Annotated in this window: 14 protein-coding genes; 9 read left to right on the top strand and 5 right to left on the bottom strand. The window is 62.9% G+C overall.

What is annotated here, in order from left to right; translation table 11 throughout:
* Positions 1-31: 31 nt before the first annotated feature.
* Positions 32-709 (top strand): MarC family protein, encoded by a 678-nt coding sequence (locus GOB94_RS00555; RefSeq protein ID WP_182277035.1) that lies wholly within the window; start codon positions 32-34, stop codon positions 707-709.
* On the opposite strand, the gene GOB94_RS00550 is transcribed toward GOB94_RS00555, so the two are convergent.
* The gene (locus GOB94_RS00550) at positions 702-2,837 is read right to left on the bottom strand and encodes a thioredoxin domain-containing protein (protein ID WP_182277034.1); all 2,136 of its coding nucleotides are present in this window, start codon (positions 2,835-2,837) and stop codon (positions 702-704) included. The two genes, GOB94_RS00555 and GOB94_RS00550, sit on opposite strands and share 8 nt — an antisense overlap.
* A gap of 111 nt (positions 2,838-2,948) precedes the next feature.
* Positions 2,949-5,216 (bottom strand): TolC family protein, encoded by a 2,268-nt coding sequence (locus tag GOB94_RS00545; RefSeq protein ID WP_255484116.1) that lies wholly within the window; start codon positions 5,214-5,216, stop codon positions 2,949-2,951.
* Positions 5,217-5,458: 242 nt separating this feature from the next.
* On the opposite strand from GOB94_RS00545, the gene truA reads away from it, so the two are divergent.
* The 6 genes from truA to GOB94_RS00515 all read left to right on the top strand — a co-directional run bounded on the left by truA (position 5,459) and on the right by GOB94_RS00515 (position 12,793).
* A complete protein-coding gene (gene truA, locus GOB94_RS00540; RefSeq protein ID WP_182277033.1) occupies positions 5,459-6,307 on the top strand; it encodes a tRNA pseudouridine(38-40) synthase TruA in 849 nt (282 codons plus the stop codon).
* On the top strand, positions 6,304-7,548 hold the full coding sequence (locus GOB94_RS00535; RefSeq protein WP_182277032.1) for a M20/M25/M40 family metallo-hydrolase: 1,245 nt from the start codon (positions 6,304-6,306) through the stop codon (positions 7,546-7,548). Before truA ends, GOB94_RS00535 begins: the two co-directional genes overlap by 4 nt.
* 389 nt (positions 7,549-7,937) lie before the next feature.
* Positions 7,938-9,620 (top strand): trypsin-like peptidase domain-containing protein, encoded by a 1,683-nt coding sequence (locus GOB94_RS00530; RefSeq protein WP_182277031.1) that lies wholly within the window; start codon positions 7,938-7,940, stop codon positions 9,618-9,620.
* 72 nt (positions 9,621-9,692) lie between these two features.
* The gene (locus GOB94_RS16985) at positions 9,693-11,546 is read left to right on the top strand and encodes an AMP-binding protein (RefSeq protein ID WP_182277030.1); all 1,854 of its coding nucleotides are present in this window, start codon (positions 9,693-9,695) and stop codon (positions 11,544-11,546) included.
* A 143-nt stretch (positions 11,547-11,689) separates the two neighbouring features.
* Positions 11,690-12,280: a lysophospholipid acyltransferase family protein gene (locus GOB94_RS00520; protein ID WP_182277029.1), complete on the top strand. Its 591-nt coding sequence runs from the start codon at positions 11,690-11,692 to the stop codon at positions 12,278-12,280.
* 114 nt (positions 12,281-12,394) lie between these two features.
* A complete protein-coding gene (locus GOB94_RS00515) occupies positions 12,395-12,793 on the top strand; it encodes a peptidoglycan-binding domain-containing protein (RefSeq protein WP_182277028.1) in 399 nt (132 codons plus the stop codon).
* A 62-nt stretch (positions 12,794-12,855) separates the two neighbouring features.
* Here the strand turns inward: GOB94_RS00515 and GOB94_RS00510 are convergent, their stop codons facing one another.
* Positions 12,856-14,262: a glycosyl hydrolase family 28 protein gene (locus GOB94_RS00510; RefSeq protein ID WP_255484115.1), complete on the bottom strand. Its 1,407-nt coding sequence runs from the start codon at positions 14,260-14,262 to the stop codon at positions 12,856-12,858.
* Positions 14,263-14,310: 48 nt separating this feature from the next.
* The gene (locus GOB94_RS00505) at positions 14,311-15,336 is read right to left on the bottom strand and encodes a pectinesterase family protein (protein ID WP_182277027.1); all 1,026 of its coding nucleotides are present in this window, start codon (positions 15,334-15,336) and stop codon (positions 14,311-14,313) included.
* Positions 15,337-15,725: 389 nt separating this feature from the next.
* On the opposite strand from GOB94_RS00505, the gene GOB94_RS00500 reads away from it, so the two are divergent.
* Positions 15,726-16,322, top strand: coding sequence for a hypothetical protein (locus GOB94_RS00500; RefSeq protein ID WP_182277026.1), 597 nt, complete (start codon positions 15,726-15,728; stop codon positions 16,320-16,322).
* Here GOB94_RS00500 and GOB94_RS00495 read toward each other — a convergent pair.
* Positions 16,309-18,516, bottom strand: coding sequence for a glycoside hydrolase family 3 C-terminal domain-containing protein (locus GOB94_RS00495; RefSeq protein WP_255484114.1), 2,208 nt, complete (start codon positions 18,514-18,516; stop codon positions 16,309-16,311). The genes GOB94_RS00500 and GOB94_RS00495 overlap by 14 nt on opposite strands.
* A 177-nt stretch (positions 18,517-18,693) precedes the next feature.
* Here GOB94_RS00495 and GOB94_RS00490 point away from each other — a divergent pair, with 177 nt between their 5' ends.
* Complete coding sequence (locus GOB94_RS00490) at positions 18,694-19,356, top strand: NAD-dependent epimerase/dehydratase family protein (RefSeq protein ID WP_182277024.1); 663 nt, start codon at positions 18,694-18,696, stop codon at positions 19,354-19,356.
* Positions 19,357-19,364: the final 8 nt, after the last annotated feature.

Below are 19,364 nucleotides of genomic sequence, written 5' to 3'. Positions count from 1 at the left end.
GCTATCGCCGCCTCTCTCTGGAGCTCCATTGTTGCTGATCTGGACCACGTTTCTCATCGCATTCAGCGCTCTGCTGCCGCTGATCAATCCGCTTGGCTCTTCGCTCGTCTTCATGGGTCTGGTTGGAGACATGCCCGCCTCCGCCTGCCGCACCCTCGCACGCAAGATTGCCATCAACAATGTCATCTTTCTCGCCGTCGCGGAGTTGCTTGGCTCGGCCATTCTGCACTTCTTCGGCATCTCGCTGCCCATCGTTCAGGTCTCCGGCGGCTTCGTCATCGCGGCCATTGGCTGGTCCGTCCTTAACGAACCCGACGCCGAAGCCAGCAGCCAGAGCAAGCGCGAGGAGATCCAGATCGCCTCCGACACCCGCTTGTCCACCCTTGAGCAGAAGGCCTTCTATCCCTTCACATTCCCCGTTACCTCCGGCCCAGGAACGCTCGTCGTCATGCTCACCCTGAGCGCCAGGACCGCGGGCAAGAACCTCACGCACAACCTCTTGGCGCACGGCGGGCTCTTCCTCGCGGTACTGGTTCTCAGCGCGCTGGTTTACCTCTGCTATGCCAACGCGCCGCGTATCACCAACGCCATCCCACCGGCCACCGCGCACGGTATCCTCCGCGTGATGGCCTTCATCCTGCTCTGCATCGGCGTTCAGATCGCATGGAACGGCGCCTCCGTCCTGCTGCACTCAGTGCTCGTCAGGTAGTCGCCGCCGCCAGCGCCGTCACCAGCTCCTCGGCCGAGTGTATCGGCGGCAAACACGAATTCCCCTGGCACACCACGGCCACGCTCTGCCCAGCCGTCAGGTACGGCAGCGTCTCAGCCAGTGCCGGAGGCAGCGTACTCAGCTGCTCCCAGCGCAGCCGGATTACGCTCTTGTTCAGCGCGAACCGCGCCATCGCCGCGACCATCAGCTCATCCGCCGCATCGTCGCTGCCGACCACGCACACCTGTATCGGCGGTTCAAGCGCCCGCCGCAACGCCTGCGCATAGCTCGCAACATACAGCCCAAAATGTTCCACCACACCGGAGAACGTCTCCAGCGTATCGATCGCCCGCGACAGGTACAGGCGTTCGCCTGTCAGCGCATGCAGCCGCACCAGCAGCGACGCCGCCACACCATTCCCCGCCGGTGTCGGCGAGTCCTGCAGCGGCTTCCGCTGCGTGCTCAGCGCTCCGATGCCGCCCGCGTCCTTCTCCATATCGAAGAACCCGCGACTCATCGCATCGCCCTCTTCCGTATCGCAGAACCGCGCCAGCATCCGGTCCGCGATCTGCTGCGCTGCGGTAAAGTAGCGCAGCTCACCGCTGGCCTCCCACGCATCCAGCGCCGCCGTCCCCACAAACGTGTAGTCCTCCAGCACACCTGCGATCCGCTTCGCGCTGCCGCCCTCGCCATACGCCACCACGTGCGCCAGCCCCAACTCTGCATCCCAGGCACTCGCCAGCACGCGGTCCAAAGACTTCAGCGCAAACGCCACTGCATCCGGCCGGTTCAACGCACGGCCCGCTGCGAGATACGCACTGATGCACATCCCGTTCCAGCCCGTGTACACCGTCTTGTCCACATACGGAGTCTTACGTTCCAGCCGCTCCGCATACATCTTTTTCTGCACTGCTGCCAGCAGTTCGCGCGTCGCATCCACATCACGCTTCTGAGCACCCGCAATCTGCTCCACCGTCGCCACCCGGTGCAGCACGTTCTTCAGCGGATTGTGGTGCATATCGCCCACCGGTCGCAGGTTATAGAACGCCGCAGCCACCGCAAACTCATCCGCACTCAACACCGCCGCAGCCTCATCCCGAGTCCACGTGAAGTAGTCGCCATCGTCATCCAACGAGTCGTCCGCATCCTGCGACGCATAAAATCCGCCCAGTTCGCGATCGCTCAGCCACTCATCCATCCAGCGCAGGATCTCTCGCGCCACGGCGGCAAACTCCGGATCGACAAAGCTCTGGTACGCATGCACGTAGCTCTTCAACAGCTCGCTGTTGTCATACGCCATCTTCTCGAAGTGCGGCACAATCCAGCGCTCATCCACCGAGTAGCGATGAAACCCGCCCGCCAGCTGATCGAAGATTCCACCCGCCGCCATCTTCTTCAGCGTCACCGTCGCCACACGCTTCGCCGGCGCGGCATCCTCACCACCTCGCGAAGCCGCATCAATCAGCAGATCAATCGCCCCGGGATGAGGAAACTTCGGCTGCGACCCGAACCCGCCGTTGCGCTCATCGAACTGTGCAATCGCAACTTCAATCAGCTTCGCCAGCACCTCCGGCCCCGGCGTACCCGCGCGGCCAGAGAAGCTCTCGTTATGCTCAATCGCGCGCAGCACACTGCCCGCCGAGTCCTCCACCTCATCCCGCCGTGCAGCAAACGCATCGGCCATCGTCATCAGCACACGCTGAAAACTCGGCCTGCCATAGCGGTCTTCCGGCGGAAAGTACGTGCCACCGAAGTATGGCTTGCCCTCCGGCGTAAGAAACGCCGTCAGCGGCCAGCCTCCCTGCCCACTGATCGCCGCCACCGCGGCCTGATACCGCGCATCCACATCGGGCCGTTCATCGCGGTCCACCTTCACCGCCACAAAGTGCTCGTTGATCAGCGCCGCTGTCCGCGGATCTTCATAGCTCTCACGGTCCATCACATGGCACCAGTGGCACCACACCGCACCGATGTCCAGCAGCACCGGCTTGTTCTCCGCGGCGGCCTTTGCAAACGCCTCTTCGCCCCACTCGTTCCACGCAATCGGCTGGTGCCGCGCGGACCGCAGATACGCTGACGCCGCCTGCCCCAAAGCGTTCTCTGGCCCGTTCCCGTGCTGCTCACTCATCGTCAAAACTCCAATCTCTTCCAGCCTACCTCAGCCGCATCGCATGCGCTTAAACAGCGAGGCCGCGGCACCTTCGCCACGGCCTCACCCTGCTGCAATATTCTGTCTACGTTATCGCGAACCGATCGGCTTCACAGCCGGTAGAGGCTGCGGCGCCGTCAATCCAGGAATCACCGGTGGCGAGGCCACCCGACCATACGACGAGTCATTCACGCTGATGCCGTAGCGATCCAGAGTGTTCGACACCAGCTCCAGCAACGCCGCACGGTCACGCGCATACGCCGCCGTCGCCGAGATCAGCGTGTTCTCCGCAATCGCAAGCGTCCTTCCCTGCTGCAGCACATTGGCTGTCGTTGAAGCACCCAGCTTGTACTTCTTCTGCTCGGCATCGAGGCTCTGCATCGCATAGTCGCGTGAGGCCCGAGCAGCAGCCACCTGCGCGCGGTCATTCGTCAACGCATACTGCGCATTGATCACCTGAATCCGGATCTGCGTGTACAGCTGCTGCAGCCGCATCTCCGACTGCCGCAGTTCCATCTGAGACCGCACCTGGTCAGCCTGCGCCGTCCGGTTCCGCAGCGGGATCGTGACGTTCACACCAAAACCCTTGTCCGGCGAGCTGTTGTTGAACTCGCTCTGCAATACGCTTCCCAACCCCGAAGAGGGCAGCGATACCGGCTGTCCCGTAATCGGGTCCGCAGTCGTCAACCCGGTGCCGCCGATTCCGCTCCCGCCATAAAATCCGAACGCATCCACCGTCGGCAACAGCCCATTCTTCTCCGCTCTGATCGTGATCTGGTTGTTCTTCATATTCAGAACAGCCTGCTCAATCTGCGGATTGTTCTCGTAGGCTTCACGCACCAGGCCTTCGATAGGCATATCTTCTTCCGGCAGCCGGTCCAGCGCCACGCGGTCAGTCGGAATCACCGGCGCCGTCGCCAACTGCGGATCGTTCAGGTTGCGTGCAATCGCCTGCTTCATCAGCAACTGCTGGTACTCCAGGTTTGTCTGCGACGCGATCAGCGCCTGCCGGTCTGCCGCCACCGTCGAATCCGAGTTCACCACATCCAGCGGCGCCAGTGTGCCGATCTCCAGTTGCTTGCGGTTGTCCGCGCTCAACTGCGTCGACTGCGCCAGGGAGCGTTCCTTTGCCTGCTCGTCCTCATACGCGCTCACCAGGCTCCAATAGATGTTCTCCACCTGGTTGATGGTGTACAGCAGCTGCTCGCGGAACGCCGAGTCCGTAATGCGGCGGTCATTCTTCGCCTGCAGAATAAAGCGGCTGTTGATCGCCGGCCCAAAACCCTGCAACAGGTGTTGCGTCGCCTGGAATCGAACGCTCGAGGTCAACGACGGGTTGTACTCGCTATAAGGGTTGTTCGTTGTGATGCGGTTGTTATTGAACGTCGCAGTAAATAGTGTTCCCGTTGCAAATCCCTGCTGGTACGTGAAGTTATAGGTACTGGTCTTCATGTACTGCGCTGCAAGGTTTGCACCCAGCAGGATGTTGCTCTGGGGCGACAGCAGATCTTCATACTCCAAGGTGCCGGTGATCAACGGATCGCGTGGCTCCGGCGTCGGTCCACCACCGTTGGTGCTCAACACTAGTCCTGAAGCACCCGCGCCGCCACCGCCTGTACCGCTGCTGGTGCCGCCCGGCCCGCCGCCGCCGGTAATGGTCGAGGTCGTACCGCCCAGCGTGTTCGCCACAATGCCGGTCGAAACACCGCGCAGACTCTGTCCAGCTTTCGCACGCTCGATGTCCGTGTCCGCAATGTCCAGGTTGATCCGCGCAATCGCAATATCGTAGTTGTTCTCGATCGCCAGCGTCACCGCATCCGAGAGGCTCAGATAGATCTTGCCATCCCGCAACAGGTCATCCAATTGCGGCGAGTTGCTCAGCCGCGTCTGCGGATAGTTCGTCGCCGTATACCACAGGAACGGGTCCTTATATCCCGGCTTGCCCTTGCTGTAATCCCTCAGGCTCGGCCGCATGTACAGCGGCTCTGTCAGCTTCGGAGCAGGTGCCTGGGGCAGGCCCTTCGTGCCGGTCGTGTCATTCACAACCGTCGCAGGTCGAGCCGGGACCACCGGGCTCACCTGCGTCTGCCGGGGCTTGGGCGTTGGCAGCGGTGGAACGTACACCGTTGCGGGCTGCGGTGCCACCGGAGCCGGGGACGTTGTCTGTGTCGCAGCGGCAGGCGGCGTAATGGCCGGAGTTTGCAGGGCGGCTATCTGTGTGGCGGCCTTAGGCTTGGCAACGGTCGTCGGACGCGACAACTGATTGAACTCCTGCTCCATCTGTTGTTGCGACTTCGAGCTCCCCTGCTGCGCCTGCATCACACCTGGCGGCAGCGTCGACAACAAAGTGGTAGCCACACAGGCCGCTGCCTGCCAATGCCTCAATCTCACGGTATACATCTCCAGTTGCTTCTTATTTCGAATGGATGCGACAAGGCTCAGTACGATCCACAAGCTCTTCCGGTTCCCCGGATTGTCTCTGTCATGTCCCGTGGGAAGCCCCTACAGTATAAGAGTGAAGATACTTTCTCCAAATGCCTCCAATGCGTTAGCGGCATCGCGGTGATACCTTCGATTAAGCCTTGAACCGTCCTGCACCGATGTCTAACTGGAAGCTGACCCTCAGCTACGATGGCGCCCCCTACCACGGCTGGCAGATTCAGCCCGGTCTGCCTACCATTCAGAGCGCCCTGCAACAGGCCATCGCCTACGTCACCGGAGAAGCCGTCCTCCCGCAAGGCTCCGGCCGCACCGACACCGGCGTCCACGCCCTCGGTCAGGTCGCATCCTTTACCCTCAGTGTCCCAATCCCCGCCACCAACCTGCTCCGAGCGCTCAACCGCGTCCTGCCGCCCAGCATCCGAGTCCTCGCAGCCCAGCCGATGCCACCGGCCTTCCACGCCCGCCACAGCGTCCTCCAAAAAACCTACGAGTACCGCATCTTCGAGCGCCGCATCACCCAGCCCGGCCTACCTGCGGTCGAACGCATCTGCTCCCCATTCCTCGCGCCCTATGTCTGGGACTGCCGCTGGCCGCTCTCTCTGGCTCCCATGGAACAGGCTGCCGCTACCCTCTGCGGCATCCACGACTTCACCTCCTTCGCCGCCAGCGACCCCGACCTCACCCAGCGCACTCAATCCACCGAACCGGGCACCAAGTCCGACGGCCCCAACCCCATCAAGACCATCCACGCCTCCACCATCACCCGCCGCGACGACCTGCTCGTCTACCGCGTCACCGGCAGCGGATTTCTGCACCACATGGTACGAAATATCGTCGGCACCCTCACTGACGTCGGCCGAGACGCCATCGCCCCCACCGCCATACCCAGCATCCTCGCCGCCCACAACCGTTCCGCCGCCGGTCCTACCGCCCCGCCACAAGGCCTGTATCTTGTTCAAGTGGACTATCCCCCACACACCGAACCCCTCGCGGACGGCCCCCAATGACCGCCGCCGACAACCGGCGCATCACCGCACTCGCGGCCGACCGCGCCGTCCACCGGGCCTTTCAGTGGCTGCACCTGCACTCCCGCCAGCTCGTTCAATGGCAGCTTGAGATGCTCGCCATCCCCGCACCTCCGTTTCAGGAAAAAGCACGGGCTCAATGGTTTTTGCACCAATTCCTCAAGCTCAACCTTCACACACCCCACGTCGACAAAGAAGGCAATGTCCTCGCCGAACTCCCCGCTAGCAACCTCTCACCCGACGCTCCCGTCGTCCTTCTCTCCGCGCACCTCGACACCGTCTTCCCACCCGGCACCAACACCACCCCGCACCTCGACGATCCGCGCGAGCAAGGCGAAGGCATCATTCACGGCCCCGGAGCCTGCGACAACGCCGCCGGCCTCACCGCCCTGCTCGCCCTCGCCGCAGCCCTCAAACACGCCGAGCTCACCCCCACCGCCACCATCCTTTTCTGCGCGAACGTAGGCGAAGAGGGCCCCGGTGACCTCCGCGGCATGCGTCACCTCTTCGGACAGTCGCCCTACGCCAGCCGTATCCGCACTGCCCTCGCACTCGAAGGCGCAGGCACCGCCACCATCGTCGACCGCGCCCTCGGCAGCCGCCGCCTCCGCGTCGCCATCTCCGGCCCCGGCGGCCACTCCTGGGCCGACGCCGGCCGTCCCAACCCGATCCTCACCCTCGCCTCCGGCCTGCTCTCCATCGCCAACCTCCGCCTCCCCGCTCATCCGCGCACCACGCTCAACATCGGCACCATCGCCGGCGGCACCTCCGTCAACTCCATCCCTGAGTCCGCCACCGCCGACCTCGATCTCCGCTCCACCGCCGCCGCCGAGCTCGACCGCATCGAGCTCTCCATCCTGCGCACGCTCACCGAAACCCTCGCCATCGAAAACCGCGACGTGCCGCCCGCGCTCCAGCTCTCTCTCCGCGTCGCCCGCACCGGCGACCGCCCCGCCGGAGTTCTCGCCGCCACCACCCCACTCGCGCACAGCCTCCACGCAGTCGACCGCCATCTTAACATCACCACCGAGCCCCACATCGGCTCCACCGACGCCAACCTCCCACTCTCGCTCGGCATCCCCGCCCTCGCCATCGGAGCCGGCGGCACCGGCACCGGCATCCACACCCTCGCCGAGTCCTACGACCCCACCGGCCGCGACCTCGCCCTCCGCCGCATCCTCCTCCTGCTCCTCGACGCCTGCACCCTCATCACGCAAACATGACCTGCACCATCATCCCCCACCCATGCAGTGTCATCTCGACCGAAGCAGGACAGCTTCATCGTCCTGCGTAGCGGAGAGACCTGTATTTGCCTTTGCTGTTGCCTGTACTACCGCCCGCCAGCACCCGATATCCACACCCCAACATCCCGCATCCCGGCCATCCCACCATTAGGTTTTGCCCCTTTGCGACCTTTGCGCTGAAATCACGTCTATCCTAACTATGGAGTATTTAGTTGATCGCCGGGCCCAAGGTGCAACCCCGCCGATTCGGCTGAGCTCTTAACAAATTGTCACCGCGCAAATCTGCGTGCCGCACTTAACATCTCTTCGCTCCAGCCAACCTCCGGGCGCGCCGCGAAGATCATGGAAGACGAGGAAGATAAAACCACATGGAATCGATCACGAAATCTGGCCGCACCCTCTGGAACAGAGTCCGCAGCGGCCATATGCCCACCACCTTTGGCCTGCTGGCCGTTCTCACCCTCGGCATCGTCGTTGGCTCCACGTTTACCGGCAGCGTGAGCGCGCATCAGCAGAAGGTGGACACCTCCGACGCCCGTCCGCTGACCATTCCCAACCCGGTCACTCTCTCCAACGGCTTCTCGTCGATCGTCAAGCAGGTCAGCCCTGCCGTTGTGAACATCAGCACGGAAGAGCTGCCCAAGCAGTCCAGCTCGCGACGTCGTGGCCGCGGCCAGGTCATGCCCAACCCCAACGGCGGCGACGGCAGCGGCGGTGACGACCAGGACAACGGCGGCGACAACTCCATGCAGGACTTCTTCAACCACTTCTTCGGCGGCCAGCCCGGCCAGGGTGACGACGGCGGTGACGGTGGCGTCCGCCGCGCCCTCGGCTCCGGCTACATCGTCGATCCCCGCGGCTACATCATCACCAACAACCACGTCGTCGACAAGGCCGACAAGATCTACGTCAAGCTCGCCTCCGACCCGCAGGACGACACCCCCGGCGACCCCGGCCGTCCCGCCACCGTCGTCGGCGTCGACAAGGACACCGACATCGCCGTCATCAAGATCGACCCCAAGGGCCTGACCCTGCCCACCGTTAAGCTCGGCAACTCCGACGGCGCCCAGGTCGGCGACTGGGTGCTCGCCATCGGCAGCCCCTTCGGCCTCTCCCAGACCGTCTCTGCCGGCATCGTCTCCGCCAAGGACCGCACCATCGACGAGGGCCCCGGCCCCGGCAACGTCGCCACCAACCAGTTCCAGCGCTTCATCCAGACCGACGCCAGCATCAACCCCGGCAACTCCGGCGGCCCTCTCGTCGATATGGCCGGCGAAGTTATCGGCATGAATACCGCCATCTACACCCAGTCGGCGGGCTCTGAAGGCATCGGCTTCGCCATGCCCTCCAACACCATCATCAACGTCTACAACATGCTCATCGGGCCGGAGCACAAGGTCATCCGCGGCAGCATCGGCATCCAGTTCCAGGCTGCCACCTCCTCCGCAGTCGCTCGCGAGTACGGCTTCTCCTCCGGCGGCATCATGATCAGCATCGTCACCCCCGGCGGCCCAGCGGCCAAGGCCGGCCTGCAGCCGCAGGACGTCATCGTCGCCATCGACGGCACCCCCGTCAAGAACGGCGATGCGCTGGTCAACATCATCTCCGCCAGGAAGCCGGGCTCGACCGTCCGTCTCACCTACCTGCGCGGCGGCAAACGCGACACCGTCAATGTCTCCATTGCGGACCGCGCCAAGCTGTTCGCCAACATCGACAACGGCAGCGACCAGAGCGCCACGCCTGACCAGACCGACATCGGCGAGACTACCCTGGGCATCACCGTCCAGGCCATCTCCCCGCAGCAGGCCACCAAGCTCAACATCAAGGGCGGGGTTGCCGTCACCAGCGTCAAGCCCGGCTCGTTCGCTGACAACATCGGCCTCGGCCCGCGCGCGATCATCACCGAGATCAACCGCAAACCGATCACCGATCTCGCCAGCTACCAGTCCATCGTCTCCGGCCTCAAGTCCGGCGACGACGTAGTCTTCGTCATCCGCTCCCTACAGGACCCCTCCGCCGGTAGCAGCTACGTCGGCGGAACCCTGCCGTAATCTCAAGCCGCAAGGCATCGACCAGGGGCGCGGACTCACCTCCGCGCCTCTATTCTTTGTGTCAGAGGTTCCATGCGCCCCAGCGTAGCCACCTACCTCGACGACATGCGTCACCACGGCCGCGACATCGCCATCGTCCGCCACCATGGCAACCGCCGCACCGCAACCACCTACACTGAGCTCGCTCACCTCGCCGGTCGCTTCGCCGCATACCTTCAGCACAACAATATCCAGCCCGGCGACCGCATCCTGCTCTGGGCCGTCAACAGCGCAGAGTGGATCGCCGCGTTCTACGGCTGCATCCTCCGAGGAGCCATCGCCGTCCCCCTCGACGCCTACGGCACCGCCGACTTCGCCACGCGCATCTGCGCGGATGTCCGCCCCACGCTCCTCCTCGGCGACGCGCCACTCCTCGCGCAGCTCCCCGCCGATTACCCACGCCTCACCTTCGACCAACTCGCCACTCTCCCCACCGAAGAAGTCTCCGCGATCCCCGGCCTCACCCACAGCACACCGCTGCAAATCCTCTTCACCTCCGGCACCACCGGCGACCCCAAGGGCATCGTCCACACCCACGGCAACATCCTCGCCAGCGTCGCCCCCATCGAGTCCGGTGCCCAGCCTTACCTCCGCTACGAGCGTCTGATTCACCCGCTGCGCTTCCTGCACACGCTCCCTCTCAGCCACGTCTTCGGCCAGATGATGGGCCTCTGGCTCCCGCCCATCTTCGCCGCCGAGGTCCACTTCGAAGACCGCCTCGCCGCCCCGCGCCTTATCGACACCATCCACCACGAACGCATCTCCGTCCTCGCCGCTGTCCCGCGTGTCTTCGCCTCCCTCAAAACCCATCTCGAACTCACTGACCCCACACTCTCCGTCAGCATCGAAGCCGCCAAAGGCCTCTCCGCCTGGAAGCGCTGGTGGCGCTTTCGCCGCATCCATCGCGCCTTCGGCCTCAAGTTTTGGGCGCTCGTCTCCGGCGGCGGCGCGCTCCCCGCACCCGTCGAGCAGTTCTTCTCCGCTCTCGGCTTCGTTGTCGTCCAAGGCTACGGCATGACCGAGACCACCGCACTCATCACGCTCAATCACCCCTTCCACGTCAAGCGCGGCACCATCGGCAAGCCACTCCCCGGCCGCGAAACAAAGATCACCCCCGAAGGCGAGCTCCTCGTGCGCGGCCCCATGATCTCCACCGCCACCTGGGCCAACGGCGAGTTCCACCAGCGTCCCAACGCCTGGCTCCCCACCGGCGACCTCGTCACAGCCCAACCCACCGGCGAGCTCCGCTTCCTGGGCCGCGCCAGCGAGGTCATCGTCACCGCTTCCGGCGTCAACATCCACCCAGAAGACCTCGAAGCCGCCATCGAGCAGGAGCCTACAGTCCGCGCCTGTACCGTCGTCCCTCTTCAAACCCCCAACGGCCCCGAACCCTGCGCCGTCCTCGCTATGCGCGGCTCTCCAGATCAAGCCCCAGCCGCCATTCAAAGCGCCAACACCCGCCTCGCCGAGCCGCAACGCCTCACCCGCTGGGTCCTCTGGCCCGAACCCGACCTGCCCCGCACCTCCACCGGCAAAGTCCGCCGCCGCGCCGTCTCCACCTGGCTCGCCCAATCCCAGACCCCTAGCACTGCCCCCACCCACAACACGGACTGGCTCCTCCAACTCCTCTCCCATCTCACCGGCGAACCCATCTCCAACTCCACTGACGCCTTCCGCCTCACCGAAGACCTCCACCTCGACAGCCTCGCCCGCGTCCAGCTCGCCGCCGCCCTCGAAGAGCGCACCGGCACTCCCACCGACACCCCGCCTTCGACGCCCTCCAGACCCTCGGCGACCTCCGCCACTGGCTCACCCACGAAACCGAGGCCTCGCCAACCCAACCTTCCACCATCCACCAGCTCCCCATCCAGCCAGCAACCACCCTAACCTTCCTCTACCCGCACTGGCCCTGGTCACCGCCCATCCGCTGGCTCCGCACGCTCTTCACCGAGCTCATCCTCCGCCCGCTCGTCTCCCTTCTCGCCAACCCCACGGTCCGCCGCCCGGCAAACCCGTTCCCCACCACCCCGATGCTCCTCGTCGCCAACCACGTCACTACCTACGATGTCCCGCTGCTCACCTACGCCCTCCCCGGCTCCATCCGCCGCTACCTCGCCGTTGCCATGGCCGGCGAGATGCTCTACGACTACCGCCACCTCCGCAATCCCGAAAGCCTCACCCACCCCGACCGCCTTTACCCGCCCGGCCCACTCGTCTACCTGCTCCTCACTGCCCTCTTCAACGTCTTCCCGCTACCCCGCCGCCACGCCTTCCAGCGCAGCTTCGCCCACGCCGGCGAAGCCCTCGACCGCGGCCTCCACGTTCTCATATTTCCAGAGGGTGCCCGCACCACAGACGGCACCCTGGGTAACTTTCGTCCTGGCATCGGCCTCCTCGTCAAGCAGTCAGGAGTCCCCGTTCTACCCCTCGCCATCCTCGGCTCCTCAATGCCCAAAACCCGCAACCCGTTCGGCTGGTTCCGCCCCAAAGTCCTGCAAGTCATTGTCGGAGAGCCACTTCACTTCACTCCCAACGATTCCGAGGCCGCGATCACCGAGCGTTTACACACCTCCGTCCACAGGTTGCTTGCCCCAACCCCTCCGAACCCCAACCGCCAATAACGATATCTATATCCGGAAAACAGAAGTCACTTGCGCGATCCTCCCAAATTCACTAGTCTGTGACGAGTTGCCTGACAGCTTTGGCACAGTCCCCGCCCCGAGGTGCCCTGCAAGATGCGTTTTCCCTCAGTGAAGATAGCGAAGATCGTCCTGGCCGGCCTGGCGCTGGCAACCCTTCCAGCCTTTGCCAGCACGCACCCGCACTCCTACACCCACGCCAGCGTCAAGCACAGTAGCTCCCGCTATCACAAGAACATCCGTTCTTCGCACTTCCATGAGCCCTCCGGCATGGCTCCCGAACGCGCCACTGAGATCCAGCAGGCGTTGATCAAGCAGGGCTACCTCAACGGCGAGCCTTCCGGTGTCTGGGATTCGCAAACCTCCGCCGCGATGGCAAAGCTCCAGGGCGACAACGGCTGGCAGACTAAGATCACCCCCGACTCCCGCGCCCTCATCAAGCTAGGCCTCGGCCCCACCCAGCCCCCCGCCGATGAAGTCGTAGCCTCCAAGTAACACCCCAAAACATCGCCGCACCAAGCAGAAGAGCCTGACACATGTCAGGCTCTTTTGCTTTTCTACTCCCTATTCCCTGCCTCTCCAGGAAACGCCACAAACATCGCCGCGCACCCCGCCAGCTTCCCTTTGCCAGCCTTGCCCGACACCGTAGAGTCCGTCCCCGACAGCGGAAAGTTCACCGGCCCCGGCCCCAGCGTGACGTCCGTGTGGTTTACCACAAACTTGTAGTCGCCCGGCGGGTCCTCAAGCTCCACGCCGTCGAACCGCACGCCGATGCGGTGCGTGTGGTCATAGCCATTCAGCTGAAACCGCCCACCGCCAGCGATCCGCACATTCCGCAGCGTGATCTCCTCGTACACCGGAAACAAATTCGTCGCCTTGCCGGGATAGTTATAGTTCGTATCCAGAAACACCGGCGCCTTCGAGTTCCGTATGCACACATCGTCGTACACCACGTCATGCACCAGCCCGCCTCGCGAAGGGTTCGACTTGATCCGGATCGCATCGTCGTCCCCATCCAGCGACAGGTCCGTCACCCGGATCGCGCTCACCCCTGCGTTCGTCTCCGACCCGATCGACATCCCATGCCCCCAGTAAAAATGGTTGTGGCTCACAGTCATGTTCGTCACCGGCCCATCGCCGCCCTTGATCGCAATATTGTCATCGCCATCGCGAATGTATGAGTGCGTAATCGTAATGTTCTTCGACGCGCTCGGGTCCACGCCATCCGTATTCCGCGCCTTCCTCGGCGTATCGATCTTCAGCCCCCACACCGTAAACCCGTCCCCATGGTGATACACCACATGAAAGTTCGCCGAGTTCTTCAGCGTGATCCGATAGATCGTGAAGTTGTTGCTCGCATTCATCTCAATCAGCCGAGGCACCTGCTGTCGCCTATCCTTCTGGCCATTGTGCCCGCGCGCGTCCTCCGCAAGGTCCCACCACGTCTTGCTTGAGTCCTTCCCATCCACCAGCAGCTTCGCCCCGCCGCGCCCATCGATCACGCCATCGCCCATGATCCCCGCATCGTCCGCATGGTCGGCAACGATCAGCGTCCTGCAACCGGCCTTCTCATCGTTCACCACGCCGCAGCTTCCCGGACTCTTTTCATACACCTTCGGATCGCGCGAGCCGTACAGCGTCACGCCCTTATCCACCAGCAGCGTCACCCCGGTCCGCAGCTCAATCGGCCCCGACAAAAACGCATTGTGCTCACCATCGCTCGCCAGTTCCAGAGCATGTCCCGGCGCACAGCCATCGAGACCCTTCTGCAATCGCGCCGTATCCAGCCTCTGCTCATCGACAGCGGCAATCCCACCCGGCGCCATCAGCTCCGCCTTCAGCGTCTGGCACACCGGCGGAACCACCGGTTCTGTCACCCTGCGCATATCCTGTGCGGCCAACCCCTCTGCCGCAAACGTCACCGCTGCCATCCCAAACACTGCAATCGTCGCAAGGAGCTTCATTTTTATCTCTCTTCCAGCCAGGTCAACAAGGCGACTGCCCCTGATGGACTATTGCACCGACGCTGGGTTCCAGCCGTCCGTGCCTGTCAGCCATGTCTCAACACTCAGCCCCTTCGCCTCGTCGCTCGTCAGCTGCCGCGAGGTCGAAACTCTCTCACCCACATCGACAGGCTTGCCCTCGGCATCGACTGTCCCATACTCGGCATAGTCGCTCGTCTTCAACCGCCCGCCCCACTCCAGCCACCCGACCGGAGTGATCGCCGCATCCTTCAGCACCGTGTCCACAAAATACACGCGCGAGTACGGCCGCCACGGCCGCCCGAAGTACATCTGCCCTACGCCCTTGGCCTCTGTGATCGTCGTATGCAGAAACAGGTAACCCGAGTCCTCCTCCGGATACAGCCGGCTCTGCGCCGTGATCGTCACAATCTGGTGTGCCACCGCATGGATCTCGCAGTGGTCGAACACCGCCTTCGCATCGCCGAAGATAAAGTCGATGTGCCCCTCGATATAGCAGTCCTCAAACAGCTGCCGCGAAGCATGGCATGGCTTGTCCGTCGCATCGCTGCTGTTGTGGCACGTCTTGCTGTTCGCATACAGCGTGTCCTGATACCCCAGCAGCCGCACATGCCGCAGCACCTCGCGGTCGCCCGTCATCATCAGCGCCACCGCCTGCGACCCCTCCTCGCTCCTGTCATGGGTCCGCTCAAAGTCGTTCTGGATCGTCAGGTTCTCCGCCGTAAAGTCATCCGCGGTCACATTCACGCTGCCCGAGTTCTTCGTCCCGCCCACATAGCGAGCGCCATCGTCCCACGTCAGCACCACCTTCTCCGGGCTCTTGCCCGTCCCCTTCAGCTCAATCCCGTTGGTCGTAATATGCAGCTTCTCGCGATACACACCCGGCGCAATCAAAATAATGCTGCCCCCCGCCGGAGCCGCATCCACCGCCGCCTGCACCGTCTTAAAGTCTCTCGGCACGCTCACCACTGGCCGCTCCGCATACGCGACCGTACACACCACCGCCACCCCAGCCATCACGGCCATCCGCCGAACCACACATTCCCTAAATCGCATCACCGGGCCCTGTCCAAAACCAGAATAAGTCAGACTGATTACCCAAACTGTATACAGGAATCTGGCAACCATCGTCCAGCGCAGAAGTCCTCTAGCCAACCAGTAACCTCTTCGTTACTCATCAGTTAGAGCATTTCTCTCAAAGGATAGCCGCTCGCTTTTCAGCGCCAAAGGCGCGACATATATCAGCCTAGGCCGAAGGCCTAGGGAATCGGCCAATCGCAGTCCTGAGCGCTGAAGGCGCGACATATAGATGCGAACTACACCCTAGAGAAAAATGCGATGGCAGCCTCTAATCACAGGACAGGCATGGAAAGGATGCAAGGAGGATGGATCTTGTCGCTCGGATATACGCAACAGGAAAATGGACTGACGGGTATCCTTTTTGCATGATACGCCGCCCGGCCCTGGCTCTTCTGCTGCTTCTACTCTCCCTCGCAACCGCCTCCGCCCACGCCATCGAGATCCGCATCTCCTCCAGCGCCCTCGAACGCACGCTGAACCAGCAGCTCTTCAACTCACCCGACGGCCGCTACTACTTCCGCGGCAAGCCCGGCGACGGCTGCTACGCCTACGCCTCCGACCCCAAGGTCAGCTTCAAGGACGACCGCATCATCATCCACGTCAAATCCCAGGCCAAGCTCGGCGCCCGCATGGGCCACGCCTGCCTCGGCCTCGACTTCCGTACCGAAGCCGACGTCTCCGTCGTCCCCGACGCCCAGGGCGAGTTCCTCGGCTTCCGCGACGCCCGCATCGAAAAGCTCTCCAACAACAAGGAACTCGACTTCTTCCTCGTCCCCTTCCTCAGCGGCAAGCTTCCGCAAAAGATGCGCGTCAACGTAGCCGACATGGTCCGCAAGCTCGTCCAGACCTCCACGCAAAGCACCGGCTACAACATCCAGCTCACCAACCTCAAAGTCCTCTCCATGCAGGTCGACGGCGACGCCCTCGTCGTCGACTTCGACGCCAACCTCACCGTCCAGTAATCAGCGCGTTCGCCTCTGGCTCGATGGCGATGACCTTCCGCAGACGAATGTCAGCGGACGAAGCCGCCGCGCGAAACTCCACCCGGTCCCGCTCGACCACGAATCGTTTCGACGCCTCGTCCCAGTAAGCGAGCCGCGACAACGGCACATCGAACTCAACGCTTTGAGTCTGACCACGTTCAATTGGCACACGTTTGAACGCCACCAGCTCTTCCAGTGGCCGCGACACCGCCGAGCCTTGATGCGCAGCATAGATCTGCACCACTTCGTCTCCGTCTTTGCCACCAGTATTTGCCACTGAAACATGAATATGGACCATGTCGCCGTGCTGCTCCACGCGAAGGTCGCTGTAGCTGAAACGGGTATAACTGAGGCCAAATCCAAACGGATACAGAGGCTTCTGCTTTGAGTACAGATACGTGCGGCCATGGCGCAGATCGTAGTCCATCATCGGCGGCAACTGGTCCAGGCTCGCAGGCCACGTCTGCGTAAGTCGACCGGCAGGGTCATAGCTTCCGAACAGGACATCCGCCAGCGCATTGCCCTGCTCCTCACTGTTGTGCGTTATCTGCACAATCGCGGGCGCATGCTCCTGCGTCCAGTTCGTCGTGTAAGGAAAGCTGGTTTGCAAAACCACAATCGTGTTCGGGTTCGCCGCAAGCACACGCTCAACGAGCGCCTCATCCTCCAGCGTAAGACTCTTACGGTCGATGGCCTCCTTGCCTTCGCTGGGAGAAGCGCACACGTTCCACCCCGCATTGCACGTAGGATGATTGCCCACAATCACAATCGCCATCTGCGACTTCGCCGCAAGCGCCGCAGCCGCGGCAGCATCCTTGCCATCGCTGAAGCTCACCTTGGCGTTCGGGACCCGCAGACGAATCCCCTCAAGCGGTGTCACCACGCGCGGCGGCGTCCCGCTGTACCAGTCCAGCGCCACCGTATCCGCCCATGGCCCAATCACGGCAATCGACTGCGTCTTTGCCGCGTCCAGCGGCAGCGTGTTGTGATCGTTCTTCAGCAGAACGATGGACTCGTCCGTCACCTTGCGGACCAGCGCCCGCGCCGAAGCAGCATTCCAAGGGTCGCCTTCAATCCCGCTACCGACACCGATACTCGCGTATGGCGAGTGGTCATCGGAATCGAAGACACCGAGCCGCAGCATCACGCGATACACGCCGCGAAGGTTCCGGTCGATATCGGCTTCGGTGATAAGGCCCTGTGCAAGTGCCTCGTGGACCGGCGCGTCATACTTATCCAGAAACTGGTTGATCCCCGCATGGATCGCCGCTGCGGCGGCCGTTGGAAGATCTGCGTACGTGTGGTGATGCGTCACCATGTTGGTCAGCGCGCCTGCATCGGTGCAAAGGATGCCGTCAAAGTGCCAGTCCGCCATCACCACACTGCGCAGTACCGGATTTGCCGCCATCGGCACGCCGTTCCAGGCGTTGTATGAAGTCATCATCGCATTCGCATGGCCGTCTTCAATCGCCATCCGAAACGGCACCGCATAGTACTCATGAAACAGCCGCGTATCGAAGTTGGAGGACGAGCCATCGCGATTGTCTTCATTGCTGTTCGCAAGAAAGTGCTTCAGCAGCGAGGCCGTCTCCCACACATGAGGATCGTTGCCTTGCAAACCTCGCGTGAAAGCTGTAGCAAGCGTGCCCACCAGAAAGGGGTCTTCGCCATAGCTCTCCTCGCTGCGCCCCCAGCGCGGATCGCGGCTGAGATCGGCATTAGGCGCACGCACAACCAACCCACCCCGCCGATACTTCTGCCATGCAAACCGGGTCTCCAGCGCCTCTTGCGCGGCAGCTTGCTGGATCAACGCAGGGTCCCATGTTTGTCCCAGACCACGGGACTGCGGAAACTGCGTGGTCAAAACCACCGCTTGATTGAGCCTGCCCTCCCAATGGCCCGGCCCACCGAGGGCGAGACCGTGCAACCCCTCAACATGCCCCGTCCCGACGATACCAAGCCGTGGTACAGACGGATCGGTACTAAGCGCATGGATCTTCTCGTCAATCGTCATATGCGCGAGCAGATCGGTGATCCGCGCCTCGGGATCGGCATTGGGATTCGCATAGGTGGGCACTGTCGCCTGCGCAATCAGAATGCGCGCTCCGCCCATCAACACCAACACTACGATGCCAAGGCAGACACGCAGCCATTCGGTCCGGCGGGTCGTCATAAGTCGCATCTCTCCGTTCAGCACACGAGATAGGTCTGCAGTGCGTCGACAGAAGCCTATCGCATTCCGCTATAACTTCTCCACAGCCTGCATGGCGCGCCTGCGGAGCAGGTCCATTAGCGTACAGTTTTGATAACGGGTCGAACCTCAACAAATTGACCCACCACAAAGGCCCACATGCCCCTCAAAATCATCCTCACCGGAGCCACCGGCCTCGTCGGCGAAGGCGTCCTCCTCGAATGTCTCCAGAACCCAGCCATCGAGCAGGTACTCATCGTCAACCGCAAGCACTTCGACCTCGCCCACCCCAAACTCCGCGAGCTCCTCGTCCCGGACTTCATGCACCTCGAAGCCGTCACGGACCAACTCTCCGGCTACGACGCCTGCTTCTACTGCGCCGGCATCAGCTCCGCCGGCATGTCCGAGCCCGACTACACCCACATCACCTACGACATCACTCTCCACTTTGCCGCAACGCTCCTCGCGCTCAATCCGCAGATGACCTTCTGCTTCATCTCCGGCGCGCAGACCGACAGCACCGAAAAAGGCCGCATCATGTGGGCGCGAGTCAAAGGCCGCACCGAAAACGCCCTCGCCACCCTCGGCTTCGCCCACGAGGTCAACCTCCGCCCCGGCTTCATGAAGCCCATGCCCGGCCAGCGAAACGTCCGCTCCTACTACCGCATCTTTGCGGCACTCTTCCCTGTTCTGATCAAGCTCTTCCCCAACCAGGGCTGCACCCTGCAGGACCTCGCCCGCGCCATGATCCACACCGCTCTCACCGGCGCGCCCAAACCCATCCTCGAGAACAAAGACATCAAAGCCCTCGCCACCTCATAAGCGGCCAC

This window comes from Granulicella sp. 5B5 (assembly GCF_014083945.1).
Lineage (GTDB): Bacteria > Acidobacteriota > Terriglobia > Terriglobales > Acidobacteriaceae > Granulicella.
Note: the sequence above shows the minus strand (reverse complement) of the source record. Positions and strands in the feature narration are given on the sequence as shown.